13 protein-coding genes and 1 pseudogene are annotated in these 13,451 nt (G+C 64.4%); 3 read left to right on the top strand and 11 right to left on the bottom strand.

Annotated features, from left to right (window positions below):
* Positions 1–149: 149 nt before the first annotated feature.
* From NG698_RS21125 to NG698_RS21075, 11 genes are all read right to left on the bottom strand, one after another.
* Positions 150–920: an SDR family oxidoreductase gene (locus NG698_RS21125; protein WP_252612191.1), complete on the bottom strand. Its 771-nt coding sequence runs from the start codon at positions 918–920 to the stop codon at positions 150–152.
* A 190-nt stretch (positions 921–1,110) separates the two neighbouring features.
* Positions 1,111–2,052, bottom strand: a complete 942-nt coding sequence (locus NG698_RS21120; protein WP_252612189.1) for a 2-hydroxyacid dehydrogenase — start codon at positions 2,050–2,052, stop codon at positions 1,111–1,113.
* Between the two features lie 77 nt (positions 2,053–2,129).
* The gene (locus NG698_RS21115; RefSeq protein ID WP_252612187.1) at positions 2,130–2,879 is read right to left on the bottom strand and encodes an SDR family oxidoreductase; all 750 of its coding nucleotides are present in this window, start codon (positions 2,877–2,879) and stop codon (positions 2,130–2,132) included.
* Positions 2,880–2,959: 80 nt separating this feature from the next.
* Positions 2,960–4,300: an MFS transporter gene (locus tag NG698_RS21110; RefSeq protein ID WP_252612179.1), complete on the bottom strand. Its 1,341-nt coding sequence runs from the start codon at positions 4,298–4,300 to the stop codon at positions 2,960–2,962.
* Between the two features lie 50 nt (positions 4,301–4,350).
* Positions 4,351–5,364: a 5-oxoprolinase subunit C family protein gene (locus NG698_RS21105; RefSeq protein ID WP_252602487.1), complete on the bottom strand. Its 1,014-nt coding sequence runs from the start codon at positions 5,362–5,364 to the stop codon at positions 4,351–4,353.
* Positions 5,361–6,077, bottom strand: coding sequence for a 5-oxoprolinase subunit B family protein (locus tag NG698_RS21100; RefSeq protein ID WP_252602489.1), 717 nt, complete (start codon positions 6,075–6,077; stop codon positions 5,361–5,363). The genes NG698_RS21105 and NG698_RS21100 overlap by 4 nt, the downstream gene beginning before the upstream one ends.
* A 1-nt stretch (position 6,078) precedes the next feature.
* The gene (locus NG698_RS21095; protein WP_252612177.1) at positions 6,079–6,867 is read right to left on the bottom strand and encodes a LamB/YcsF family protein; all 789 of its coding nucleotides are present in this window, start codon (positions 6,865–6,867) and stop codon (positions 6,079–6,081) included.
* 227 nt (positions 6,868–7,094) lie between these two features.
* The gene (locus tag NG698_RS21090; RefSeq protein WP_252602492.1) at positions 7,095–7,910 is read right to left on the bottom strand and encodes an ABC transporter permease; all 816 of its coding nucleotides are present in this window, start codon (positions 7,908–7,910) and stop codon (positions 7,095–7,097) included.
* Between the two features lie 2 nt (positions 7,911–7,912).
* Complete coding sequence (locus NG698_RS21085; protein ID WP_252612175.1) at positions 7,913–8,833, bottom strand: ABC transporter permease; 921 nt, start codon at positions 8,831–8,833, stop codon at positions 7,913–7,915.
* The gene (locus tag NG698_RS21080) at positions 8,830–9,942 is read right to left on the bottom strand and encodes an ABC transporter ATP-binding protein (RefSeq protein ID WP_252602494.1); all 1,113 of its coding nucleotides are present in this window, start codon (positions 9,940–9,942) and stop codon (positions 8,830–8,832) included. Before NG698_RS21080 ends, NG698_RS21085 begins: the two co-directional genes overlap by 4 nt.
* A gap of 49 nt (positions 9,943–9,991) precedes the next feature.
* On the bottom strand, positions 9,992–11,080 hold the full coding sequence (locus tag NG698_RS21075; RefSeq protein ID WP_252602495.1) for an ABC transporter substrate-binding protein: 1,089 nt from the start codon (positions 11,078–11,080) through the stop codon (positions 9,992–9,994).
* Positions 11,081–11,396: 316 nt separating this feature from the next.
* On the opposite strand from NG698_RS21075, the gene nac reads away from it, so the two are divergent.
* From nac to NG698_RS21060, 3 genes and pseudogenes are all read left to right on the top strand, one after another.
* Positions 11,397–12,314, top strand: coding sequence for a nitrogen assimilation transcriptional regulator NAC (gene nac, locus NG698_RS21070; protein WP_252612173.1), 918 nt, complete (start codon positions 11,397–11,399; stop codon positions 12,312–12,314).
* Positions 12,315–12,430: 116 nt separating this feature from the next.
* Entirely contained in the window at positions 12,431–12,724 is a 294-nt protein-coding gene (locus NG698_RS21065; RefSeq protein WP_252612171.1) for a hypothetical protein, read from the top strand.
* 425 nt (positions 12,725–13,149) lie between these two features.
* Positions 13,150–13,451 (top strand): annotated as a pseudogene (locus NG698_RS21060) (HNH endonuclease signature motif containing protein); the annotation flags it as partial.

Here is a 13,451-nt window from a genome sequence, read left to right as displayed (position 1 = left end):
GGCCTCGTCCGCGGCCGGTGCACCCAGCGGGACCTCCTCGATCCGCAGATCCCCCGCCGCATGCGCCACCACCGCCAAACCCGACACCGGCACCCCGGAACCAGGCAGGGCTGTTGCTTCGGTCCCCTGAGCCACTGCTGAAGCGCCCATCAGACCACCACCGTCATTCCGCCATCGATAAAGATCGTCTGCCCGTTCACAAAATCCGACCCGTCCGAAGCCAGCCACACCGCCGGGCCGGCCAGGTCCTGGACCGTGCCCCACCGGTGCGCCGGGGTCCGGCCCAGGATCCAGGCATTGAACTGCTCATCATCCACCAGGTTCTGCGTCATCTCCGTGTGGATGTAGCCCGGGGCGATCCCGTTGATCTGCAGCCCGGAGCCCGCCCACTCCGCCGTCATCGCCCGGGTCAGGTTCCGCAGCCCGCCCTTGGCCGCCACATACGGGGCGATCGTGGGCCGGGCCAGGTCCGTCTGCACCGAACAGATATTGATGATCTTGCCCCTGCCCCGCGGGATCATGTGCCGTGCCGCCTCACGCCCCACCAGGAACGCGCCCGTCAGATCCGTCCTGATCACCCGCTCCCAATCCGCCACATCGAGCTCCAGCATCGGCACCCGGTGCTGGATCCCGGCATTGTTCACCAGGATCTGCAACGGACCCACATGCTCCTCCACCCACGAAACACCCCGGGCAGCCTCGGCATCACTCGTGACATCAAACGCGACACTATGCACCCGCCCCGGCGCGAAGTCCGCGGCCATCGCCGCCTCCGCCGCCTTCAACCGCTCCGCATTAATCCCGTTCAGCACCACCGTCGCCCCGGCATCAGCCAACGCCCGCGCCAACGCGTTGCCAATCCCCCGGCTCGAACCCGTCACCAGGGCAACCCGCCCCGTCAAATCAAAAAGTGTATTCATAGTTGAGCAGCTCCTTCGCCGCGGTTTGTGCTGTTTGGCGCCGATCGCTGGGGCGCGGTGGTTGTTCCTGGCCGTCCACGTTGGGACGGCCGTTCTTTTCGCGCGAACGGACACTTGGGCCCTGCGGTGAGGGCCCCAACTGTCCGTTCGCGCTTCTCAGAGGGCCCCAACTGTCCGTTCGCGCTGCTCCCTAGAAGGGGCCGTTCTGCACGAGGTTGGCCGGAAGGCGGCCAGCTGCCAGCGCTTCCAGCTGCTGCGACAGGAGCTTGACCATCCGTGGTTCGAAGGCGGACGCGTTACCCCCAATATGGGGCGTGATCAGGGCGTTCGGCGAACGCCACAGCGGGTGGTCAGCCGGGAGCGGTTCCGGATCCACCACGTCGATGGCGCACTGCAGCCGGCCGGACGCTACTTCCTTGGTCAGCGCGGCCGTGTCCACCACGGCTCCCCTGCCCACGTTGACCACCAGCGCGCCGTCGGGCAATGCTGAGAGGACCTTCTCCCCGATCAGGTGGTGCGTCTGGTCACTCAGGGGCAGGACTGAAATAAGGATGTCGTGGCTGGCGGCGAGTTCTGCCAGTTCGGAGGACGCGTGCACGTGCCCGTGGTCGTCGTCGCGCGCGGCGCTCCCCACGCGCGTGACAGTCACCTCGAACGGTTCCAGGCGCTTTGCTATCTCCTGCCCGATGCCGCCGACGCCGGCCAAAAGCACCCGGCGGTCTGCGAGGGACTGGCGGCGCTCGGGCCGCCAGGCAGCCTGCAGCTGATCCCTCACCGCCTGGTCAATCCCCCTCAGCTTGGCAAGGATGAGTCCCACCGCCAGTTCCGCTGTGGCCGCAGCGTGCACACCGGCGGCACTGGACACACCGGCCGCCGGACCGGCTGCTTCCCGGACACCGTCAAAACCCGTGGACTGGGTCTGGACGAACTTGAGCCCTGGCACGTTGGCCAGCGCCGGCAGCACCGCCCCGGCGTCGATGTAGGGCAGGATCACGGCATCGATCTCAGCCAGGGTTCCGCCCTGGGGATCGGACCGGAGGTCCCAGACGACGCCCCGGAGCCCGCCCGGAAGCGGCTCCAGATCGGCGAACAGCTGCTGGTCGGGGAAACTGACCGTACGGATGTTGTGCATCAGGGGACCTATCGGTTTCTGCTGTTGGCGGTGCGGGGGCTGTTGCCCGTCACGGGCTGTGATCAGGGGCAGTCAGATCAGCGGCGGTCGAAGGTAAGTCCGCCGGGGACCTGGAAGGTGGGCATGAGTTCCAGCATGCCGACGTTCACGTGCTGGGGTGTTTCGACGGCATAATCCAGCGCATTGACGATGTCGTCAGTCGTGAGGGTCTCATAACCCTCGTAGTAGGTCTTCCATGCTTCCTCCATGGCTTCGGGTGTGCCGCCCATGTTCCGGCCGAAGATTTCGGTCTCCACCCGGCCTGGGCAGATCTCCGTGACTCTGATGCGTTTGCCCACGGTATCGTTGCGCAGCTGCCGGGAGACCTGGTGCACTGCTGCCTTGGTGGCGTGATAAACGGTGTGGCCATAGAAGTTGTAGACGCCGGCGATGGAGCTGATGTTGACGATGTGGCCCTTGTCCCGCTCCACCATGCCGGGAAGCACCAGGCGGGTCAGCTGAAGAAGGGAGCGCAGGTTGACGTCCACCAGCTCGTCGATGTCGTTTTCGGTGGAGTCCAGGATGTTTCCGGGGCGGGAGACGCCGGCGCAGTTGACGAGCACGTCCACGTTCAGGCCCTCCACCGCTGCGGTCAGCGCCGCAGTGTCCGTGAGGTCAACGGTGTGCGGGATGGCTCCGGTGCGGTCCGCCAGTTCCTGCAGGCGTTCTTCATTGCGGGCGAAGGCATGTACTTGGAGTCCGCGCTTGGCCAGGCGTTCAGCGATGGCGGCGCCCATGCCGGTGGAGGCGCCGGTCACGAGGGCAGTTGAATAGTCTGAAAATGACATGGAAGTCTCCAATGAGTGGGGTTGGCAAAAGAATGGATGGCTTGGACGCGGGGGCCAAAGCCTCAGTCTCGGCGAGTGGTTCAGGCGTCCCGGAGCGGCTGGTGCGCCCGGTCTTTGACCGTGCTGACGGCGGCAAGGGTGCCAAGGGCGGTGATCACGGCGTAGAACGCCGGCATGTAGATGTTTCCGGTGGAGGAGATCAGCCAGGTCATCAGCAACGGCGCCGTGCCGCCGAAGAGAGCCGAGGAGACGTTATACCCGAGGCCGTAGGCCGAGTACCGCACCCGGGTGGGGAACAGTTCGACGATCAGGATGTGGATGACGGCGGTGTGGCCGGCGAAGACCACTGCCATGTTGCAGGCACCCAGGATGGCCAGTGCCATCTCGCCGGTGGCGATGAGGGCGTAGGCCGGAATTCCGACGATGGCCATCGCGATTGCGGAGCCGGCGATGACTTTTTTGCGGCCGACCCGGTCGGAGAGGGCTCCCATGAACGGGATGGCGATGCAGATGACAACCAGGCTGCAGGCGGTGACGAGGAGTGCTTCGCCGATGGTGAAGTTGAGCTGCTTGCCCTTGAGGAACGTGGGCATGTAGGAGAAGAGGACGTAGTAGCCGGAGCCGTTCATCAGCGGGATGAAGAGGGCCAGCAGCATGGCACGGCGGTGTTCGGCGGAGGCGAAGGCTTCCTTCAGCGGGTTCTTGGACAGACCGCCTTCTTCCTTGAGCTTCTCAAAGTTGGGGGTATCGCTGATCGCCTTGCGGATGTACCAGCCGATGATGCCCATGGGGACGGCGACCAGGAACGGGATGCGCCAGGCGAAGGAACCAAACCCGCCGCCGTCGATCGCTGCCTGGGTGAGCCACGGGGACATGGAGTAGGCAACCATCGTGCCGGTGAGCAGGGCCGCGAAAGAGGCGATCTGGGCGTAGGAGGTAATGATGCCGCGCTTGCCTTCCGGCGCGTGCTCGGCGAGGAACGTCATGGCGCCGGCGGACTCGCCGCCGACGGAGAAGCCCTGCAGCATCCGGAGCAGCACAAGGAGCGCCGGGGCGGCGACGCCGATTGCCGAGTAGGCAGGCAGCAGGCCGATGCCGGCGGTTGCCACACTGATGAGCAGGATAACGAAGACCAGCAGTTTCTGCCTGCCGATGCGGTCACCCAGGTAACCGCAGACCACGGCACCCAAAGGGCGCACGAAGAAGGACACGGCATAGCCTGCGAAGACAAACAGCAGTGCGTTGTCCGGGTTGCCGGGGGCGAGGAACACCAAGGCAAGGGTTCCGGCCATAAAGGCGAAGATGCCGTTGTCGTAGAGTTCCACGAAGATGCCCACACAACCGGCGGTAACCACCTTCCGGGTTTGCCTGGCATCCAGGCGGTCGTTCTGCGGACCGGCCGCTCGCGTTGACGTTGACATCTTGATCCTTACTTTGTTTCTGGTGACTGAGGCGGGACGTAACGGTGGTCTCAGGTTCCGGACGCCGGCATGAGTTCCCGCCAGCTTGCCGGGGCTCCCACACCCAGTAAGCCAAAGACTGTATTTACTGACGTGCGCAGCGCCTCGAGTTCACGCATTGCGGCTCGGTGCCGCGCAGTGGCTTCGGCCACGGTGGTCTTGCGAAACCGGATGGTATGCCCGGGCCTGGCCTGGGCAAGGACATCCAGCGAGCGGCTGGTGACGACGCCGAGTACCGGGTATCCGGCCGTCACGCCCCGTCCCCGGTGAAGCACCAGGAGCTCGTCCCGGGACGGGACCTCGATGGCCCCGACTGGAACGCCCCTGGAAAGGACTTCCGCTGCTGACTGCCGTTCCGGAAGCGCCCCGCCGAGGCGGAGGCCGATGTGGTTGCTCCGACCGCTCACGGTGTAGCTGGTGTTGAACAGGAGATCGGCGGTGTCGCCGAATTCGGCGATGTCCGGTCCGTCGGTGACGTCAATGACCGGGCTGGCGCTGGTTCCCGGGCGGGTCAACCCCAGCCGGAACAGCGGAAGATCAAAGTACGGCTGCCTGATCGGCGGCACGGTTTTGCGGGCCCCCAGGACAGTGCCCTCCGCAAGTTTCAGGCCGAACCCGACGACGGTGTCCGGCGCGCAGCTGCCCAGCAGCGTCGGGGCGTCCAGGGCGCCGTGGACGGCGACGTAGACGCGCAGCCCGGTGTTCATGCCGTGCAATGCCACGGTTTCCCCGGCCAGGACCGACACCGGCTCCCACTGCGGACATTCACGCCCGCCCACGGTCAGTGTCAGTGGCGCACCCGTGACGGCGATGAGCAGGTCTGAGTCTGCCCGCATCCGGAAGTCCAGTGCTGTGACTTCGAGGAGCGGATCGTTGTCCGGGTTGCCGGCCAGGATGTTGGCAGCCCGTGCAGAAAACTGGTCCAAGGCCCCGTTCACAGGGAGGCCGTAGCGCGGCCCCTTGAACCGGCCGAGGTCTGTGACGACGGAGTGGCCGGCTTGCTGGATGGTCAGGGTCCCGCTCATGCGGATGCCTCCAGTTCAAGGCCGGCAAAGTGCTGAAATTCGGCGGCCGGTATTTCGTGGAACCGGAGCAGGTCGCCGGGCATGTACGGGACCAGGGGCTGCTTGTCCGGGTTCAGAACGGTCAGCGGCGTTTGGCCGATCACGCACCACCCGCCGGGAGCGGAGGCCGGTGCGATCACTGCCTGCCGGCCGGCGACGGAGACGGCGCCTGCGGGCACGGAAAGCCGGGGGTCCTTGAGCCGGGGTACGGGCAGGGGGAAGTCCGGGCCGTCCATCATGGGCGATCCGGCCGGGGCCCCCAGGCAACGGATGACGTAGGACTTGGCCGTGTGGAGGGCGATGATCGCGGCAACGGAGAGTCCCTCGTGGTCCGCGACCTTCTGGAGGTCGGGTCCGTACTCGCCGCCGTAGACTACGGGGACATCGAACTGCCGGGGCGTGCGGGCCGGGGTGCCGACGTAATCCAGCTGGCGCATGCCCAGGAGGACGAAGGCCCTGATCTGGCGGGCTGATGTGACGTAGGGGTCGAACTCCACCAGCACCGAATCGTAGGTGGGAACCGCGCCGTGTACACCGTCGACGTCGGCCGTCTCAAGCCATGTCGCCAGGGCGTGGACCGCGGCCCAGTTCCGCTCCCGGTCAGGGGAGGTGGCGACGACGCGGAGGGCGGCGTCGCCTGATTCGTGTACCTCGATAGGGGTTGCAGCGGTCATCTCAGGCGGCTTCCGTTTTGGCCGCGAGCACCTGGGGCAGCGGGGCAATGGTCACGCCGGCCGCGATGAGCTCCTTGCGGATGATGCGGGCCAGGTCCACGGCGCCCGGGTTGTCCCCGTGCAGCAGGACGGTGTCCGCGACGACGGAAAGCTTTACGCCGGACGCCGATTCGATGATTCCTTCGCACACCATGCGGATGGTTCGGTCGACGATGGTTGCCGGGTCATGGATGACGGCGCCGGGCTGGCTGCGCGGCACCAGTGTTCCGTCGTCCTCGTACGCCCGGTCGGCGATGCCCACGATGGCCACGGGCAACCCGCGGTCGGTGGCGGCCTGGGCAAGCTCGCCGTCCTGGGCCAGGACGATCAGGTCTGCGCGGAAGCGGCTGGCGGCATCCGCGACCGCGGTGGCGTAATCCTGGCGGGTGGCGACGAGGTTGCCCAGCCGGCCGTGGGGGGCGATGTGGGCGACGCTGGTGCCGTGGTAGGCGGCGAAGGCGGACAGGGCTCCGAGCTGGTAGAGGACGTCGTTGCGGACTTCAGCCGCGGTGAGATCCATGGCGCGCCGTCCGAAGCCCCGCAGGTCCGGGAAGCTGGGGTGTGCACCGATGCTGACGCCGCGCCGGACGCATTCGGCAACGGTGCGGTCCATGATGTCCGGGTCGCCGGCGTGGAATCCGCAGGCGATGTTCGCGCTGGAGACGATTTCCAGAAGTGCGCTGTCGTCACCCAGGGAGTAGGCACCGAAGCCTTCACCGAGATCTGCCACAAGATCAACCGTGCGACCCATAGTGTGTGCCTTCCTTCGTGGTGTTCTGAGCTGTTGTGCCCGTGGGGGGCCGGAAAAACTTGAGGGGGAAGCGGCCGCCGCGTGGTGAGTCATCGCCATTGCTTATGGCTGTAAACCGCGGTTCCGGCCCTACCCAAAAGTCTGGCACCGTGCGCTGCCCCACACAAAGACGTAATCCATGTCACGGGATAGGCCACCGTTATGACCCCGGGGCCTATCCCGGGCGCCTAGCGCAGGGCTTTGCGCAGGCCCATAGCACGCTCTACGACTACGACGACGGCGAGGGAGATCAGGATGAGGATGACGGACAGTGCCGCCACGGCTGCGTCGGCAGAGTTCTCCACGTACCGCAGGACCTGCACGGGCAGCGTCGGCAGCCCTGATTCGGCCACAAACAGCGAGATGACTGCTTCGTCGAAGGAGACGATGAACGCTATGACGCCGCCGGCGATGACCCCTGGCTGGATGATCGGAAGGGTGATTCGCCGGAAGACGGTCCACGACCCTGCCCCGAGGATCCTTGCCGCCGCCTCGCAGGACGTGTCGGTGGTGGCCAGGCTCATCAGCGTAGTCCTGATCACGAACGGGATGGTGATGGCCACGTGGCCGATGATGATGCCGGTGTAGGTGTTGTTCAGGTTCAGCGGACCAAACAGCAGGACCATGCCCAGCGCCAGGACGATGCTGGGGATCAGCAGCGGCGAGAGGAAGAATGACTGCACCGCTGCCTTGGCTTTGAACTCAAACCTGTCCAGGGCCAATGCCACCGGAACTCCGAGCGCCAAAACGATGACCGTGACGATCACGGCGACAATGAGGCTGACCCGCATGCCGTTCATGAAGGTGCTTTCCTCCGGCAGCATCTCGTACCACTTGAACGTCAGGCCCTCCGGCGGAAAGGACAGGTACTGGTTGGAGGCAAACGAGACAACAAAGACGATCAGCAGCGGCGCCAGGAGGAACAAGTAGAGCAGGAATACCAGGATCCCGAACGCGGGCTTGGCCGGGTTGAACCGCGGCTTGAACAGGCGGGCCTCGGACATGGCTAGCCTCCGATCTTTTTGGTGAGGCGCTGGTAAACGGCGATGATCAGGCCGAACAGGACCAGCAGGATGACGGAGAGTGCTGCCGCAAACGGCCAGTTGAGCAGCCCGGTGGTCTGATCGTAGATTTCCGTGGCGAGCACCTGGACGCTGCCGCCGCCGAGGAGGCGCGGGGTGATGAACGTGCTGATCGACAACACAAAGACCAGCAGGAATGCCGTGAGGATGCCGGGCAGGCTCAACGGCAGAGTCACCCGGGTGAAAATCTGCAGCTTGCTGGCGCCCAACGATCCGGCGGCTTCTTCCAGCTGCGGGCTGAGGCGCCCGAAGCCCGAGATCATCGCGAGGATGGCATAGGGCATAAAGATCTCAACAAGACCGATGGTTACGCCGGTCATGTTGTTGGTCAGCTTGAGCGGCGTATCGATCAGGCCCATTCCGTCCAGCGTGGAGTTTACCAGGCCGTTCGTGCCCAGGATGACCATCCACCCGTAGGTCCGCACAACCGCCGAGGTCAGCAGGGGTGCGATGGCGACGGCGATGAGCAGCCCGCGGTATTTGCTGGTGCTCCGAGCGAGGAAGAGGGCCACCGGGTAGGACACCAGGACGCAGAGCAGTCCCACGGTGACACCCATCTGGAAGGTGTCCAGCGTGACCCGCCAGTAGTACGGATCGGTCAGCGGCTGGATATACGTGTCCAGCGTGAAGGTTTCCTCGATGACACCGTCCGGCGCACCCTTGTTGAAGGACATCCGGACCATGTAGGCCAGCGGGAAAACAAAGCTGACCACGAGTCCGAGAACGCCCGGTATCAGGAGGGCAAGGTAGGTCCGCCGGTTGCGGCGTCCTGTGGACTTTTCCAGCTCGCCTTCAGCCGCGCCGGCCCGGCGGGCGGCCGGGGCCTCGGTCTGGGTGACGGTCACGCTGCCGGCTCTTTCACTGGGGTGGGCAGCAGGTAGGCATCCTGCTCGTTCCACGAAAGATAGGCTGCATCGCCAGTACGGGGCAGGTCGCCGCTGGACGTGGGCATCTGGGACTGCAGGACGCGGTCGCCGGCCTTGACAGCTACGGAGAGGGCATCGCCGGTGTAGTTGACCCGTTCGATGACGCCCGCAATGGTTTCGGTCCCGGCCGGCTGGAGGGACACCCTGAGCCGGTGGGGGCGGATGACGAGTTCATGCGTGGATCCGGTCAGGCCGGGCGCGCCCACCGCACCGAACTGGCCGAGCCCGTCGATGGAGACCCTGTAGTGGGTTTCGCCCTTGGCCGCGGAACCCGTCTCGGAAAGGACCCGGGCGTTGAGGAAGTTCGCCTGGCCGATGAAGTTCGCCACGAACCGCGTCCGTGGCCGTTCGTAGACGTCGGTGGGCGACCCAAACTGTTCTATCAGGCCGCCGTTCATCACGGCGATGCGGTCGGCCATGTCCAGCGCCTCGTCCTGGTCGTGGGTCACGAACAGCGTAGTGGCCCGGGTCCGCTGCTGGATGGAGCGGATCTCGGTCCGCATGGTCTCGCGGAGCTTGGCGTCAAGGTTGGACAGGGGCTCGTCGAGGAGCAGGAGCGTGGGCTCCACTACGAGGGCGCGCGCCAGGGCGATGCGCTGCTGCTGCCCGCCGGACAGGTCCTTGACCTGCCGCTTGGACAGGTGGCCGAGCTGGACCATGTCCAGCGCCCCGGCCACCCGGCGTTTCTGCTCGGACTTTGAGGTCTGGCGCATCTGCAGCCCGAAGGCCACGTTCTGTTCCACATTCATGTGCGGAAAGAGGGCGTAGGACTGGAACACCATGCCCATGCCGCGCTTGTTCACAGGGGTGTGGGTGATTTCCTTGCCATCCACCACAATGGAGCCGGCGGTGGGGTCCATCAGGCCGGCCACCATCCGCAGGGTGGTGGTTTTGCCGCAGCCTGACGGGCCGAGGAGCGCCACCAGGTGCCCCTCCTCCACCTCCATGTTCAGGCGGTCGACGGCCGGGTCAAGACCGGCTGCGTATCTCTTGGTCAGATCCACGATCGACAGTTTTGATTCAGTCACGATTTCAGTTCTCCTGAAGCAGATGGGGGGAGGGGCGCCGTGGGGACGGCTACTTGGTGATGATCTGGCGCTTCCAGGTGTCAGTCCACTTGTCCCGGGCGGAGGACAGGAACTCAACATCGAGGGGGACGATGTTCAGGGAGCCGTCAGTGGGAACCACGCGGTCCTTGACGTCCGCCGGCAGGTCGGCGTTGGTCACGGACGGGGCGTAGAAGAGAGCCTTGGCGAAGGCGGTCTGCGCTTCGGCGGAGAGCGCATAGTCAACGAATGTCTGGGCGGCGGCCTTGTTGGGCGCATCCTTGACGACGTTGACGGTGTTGATCTGGTAGACGGTGCCCTCCTTGGGGAACGTCACGCCCATCTTCTTGTTGCTCTGGTCGCTGTAGAACTGGCCGCGGGCGTTCTGTCCCAGCCCCAGGACCGTCTGGCCGGTGATCACGTTCTGGTATTCGTCGGGGTTGGGGGCGAACGTCTGGACGCCCGGCGCCATCTCCTTAAGGCGGGCAACCGCCTTGTCGATGCTCTTGGTGTAGTCCTCGCCCTCCATCTTGGACGTGATCGCAGTCAGGGACAGACCCAGCAGCGACGGCGGAGCATTGACGTTGATCTTGCCTGCGTAGGCCGGGTCCCAGAGCACATCCCAGCTCTCAGGCGCCTTGGGGAAAGTTGCCGTGTCATAGAGCAAACCAACCGCATCCAGCATGACTACCGGACCGAATCCGCCCTTGTTCTTGAACTGCTCGGGTACGTTCGCCAGGTTGGGAACCGCAGCGGGGTCGATCTTGTCGAAGAGACCCTGCGTGTTGCCCGTGGTGGATACGGAGTTGTCCATGATGGCCACGTCAGTGGCCGGATTGTTCTTCTGGCCCTGGAGTGCGCTCAGCATTTCGGCGGAGGAGCGCTTGGAGGAGTAGTTGATCTTGATGTCCGGGTATTTGGCCTTGAAAGGTTCGATAACGGCAGCCGTGTACTGGTCCTGCCAGACACCGGAGTAGGCAATCAGGTTCAGCTCGCCCGACGTGGCGCTGGAGTTTCCGCCGCTGCTGGACCCTGCGCTGCCCCCGCAGCCGGTCAGCACCAGGGCTGCGGCTGTCGCGGCAGCGGCTAATGCGATTTTGCCTTTAGTGATAACTCTCATTTGAGTCTCTTCCTTAGTCAGGTGGGAATCCGTCGGATTCTGGAGGATGCTTCTAAAAGGTATGGAGCGTATATTTCGTGGACGTAAAAGAAAGCGACGCTTTCTGTAAACGGAGTGATTATGCAAAAGCCATATAGGGGCATCATCGCCGCTTATGGATGGAGGGGTATAATCTGTTTGTCACAGAAATTGTGTTCTGAAGATCAACCTAGTGTCCGAGATGTGGATCACACAAAGACCTATTGCGTATCCCTCCATAAAATCCGGATATGACCCGTCGGGGCTTCAGGGCGCCGCAGACGAAAGAAACGCCGGTATGGACACTCGAAAACTCGCCTACTTCGTGAAGATTGTTGACTCAGGGAGCATCACGAAGGCTGCCGCAGCCCTGCACGTGGCCCAGCCTGCCCTGAGCCAGCAGGTCTCCGCACTGGAAACCGAGCTGAAGCAGCGGTTGCTCATCCGCAGTAAGCAGGGCGTGCAGCCCACAGCCGCCGGCCACACGCTCTACCGGCACGCTCAGACCATCCTTCGGCTGGTCGAACAGGCACGCCAGGATGTGGCGAGTTCGGGGGCCGCCCCTGCCGGCCGCGTGTCAATAGCGATCGCACCGTACAGCATGGCTTCGAGCCTGACGCCGCGCATTATCAGTGAAGTAGCGCGGCGCTACCCGGACATCGTGCTCCACCTGACGGAGATCTACGGCGGCGTGCTGAGCGAGGCCATCAAGAACGGCAGGCTGGACATGGCCCTGATCTACGAGCCTGGGCCCATTCGCGGCGTGCAGTTCACCACCATGATCGTGGAGGATCTTCACCTGGTGGTGAACGGCAAGAACACGGCGGCAGCCAAGTCGGGCGAGATCACCCTTGAGGAGGCAGCGGAATTCGGCCTGTTCCTTCCCGAGCAGAACCACACCCTGCGCCAGATTGTCGAGACCGGCATGCGGGACAAGGGACTCAGCCTTCGCTTGGTGGGCGAGGTGGAATCCGTGCCTTCCCTGACCCGGCTCCTGCGGGCGGACATGGGCGCCACCATCTTGCCGAAGTCAGCAGCCGACGCACTTTTCCACGAGGAAGACTTCCGGGTCCTGCGGATTTTTGATCCAGGGCTGCAGTGCAAAATAGCACTCTGCACGCCGGATCACGAACCACTGTCAGAGGCGGCATCGGCCGTCCTGATGGTGCTGAAGGAAATGCTCCAGGAGATGCTGAGCGCTAAATACACAAGGTAGCTTTGGATCCAAAGCTTTTCCTTATCAGGGCATGTGGATTTGGTCTTAGTAAACTCGCTTCCGCGAAACTAATCTTGAAATATGAAATGTCGGATGAACCGGCAATCATTTCTTCAGTGGAATTAGTTGATTGGGAGCACATCGTGAAAAAGATCAGCAGTGCGCACCGGGTCCCTTCGAGCGGGAGCCGCTTGGCGGCGAGAACCGGATCCCACTGCCCCGCGAACGGGTTCTGGCTTCCCGAAGGACAGCCCGGTCAGTCCGTGTTTGTGTTTGAAGGCAGCATCATGCCCAGGGGCGCGTCAGGGGCGACGCTCTGGCTCCTGGACGAAACCGCCACCGGCCCGGCCGCTTATCCCCTGCCCGGACCGCAGCTTGCCGTTTCCAGGGCCCACTCGCTGGTTGGCTGAACTCGTTGGTCGGCAGAAATAAGCAGGATCGACACCATGCGTAACCGGACACCTCTGGCGTCGACGACCGTGAAGGCAGGGTAAGCCTGGCCAGCCGCGGAAAATGTCAGACCCCCGCTGGATGATTTAGACATGGGAAACCCAGCAGTGGCGAAGGCATTCAAGGACATCAATGCCGCCATTGCTGTGCTTACTGCCGTTGTGGCTGAATCAGGCTCCGATGCGTTTTATAGGGGCGATCCGCGGCATGGGTTGGCCGAAGATTGCCTGGACGTTCTGGCCGGGGCGGCGGCGTCGGATGCGCGTATGGCTGCCCTGAAAGCCCAGGCCGCCGCGAAATTCGCTAAAACGGCGGAATCTGTAGCGCCTCCCGGCGCCTCACCGGGGGAAGGTTCGGCGCAAGAGGCCNGCAGCACGCGCGGGCCATGGTGGATGAAGCCGCAACCCTTGACCCGGCCGGTGCCGCGTCGCTGGAGGCCCACTTTCTGGACCCGGATGCGCCGAACGCGGCCGGTGGTTGTCCCGCAGGGGAAATGCCGGCGTTCCGGTTCCGTCACAGGGCCCGCACCTGGCGGGAACGCCACCATACGGAGAGTATCGAGAAGCGGCACGCAAAGGGTGTCCTGGATCGTCGGGTCGAGTACGCCCCGGATCAGGACGGGATGGCATGGCTCTCGGCCTACCTCCCCGCGGACCAGGCGGCCGGGATCTGGAACCGGACCACCGC

It is taken from the genome of Pseudarthrobacter raffinosi (genome assembly GCF_023913735.1).
Lineage (GTDB): Bacteria > Actinomycetota > Actinomycetes > Actinomycetales > Micrococcaceae > Arthrobacter > Arthrobacter raffinosi.
This window is presented reverse-complemented; position numbering and strand designations above follow the sequence as displayed.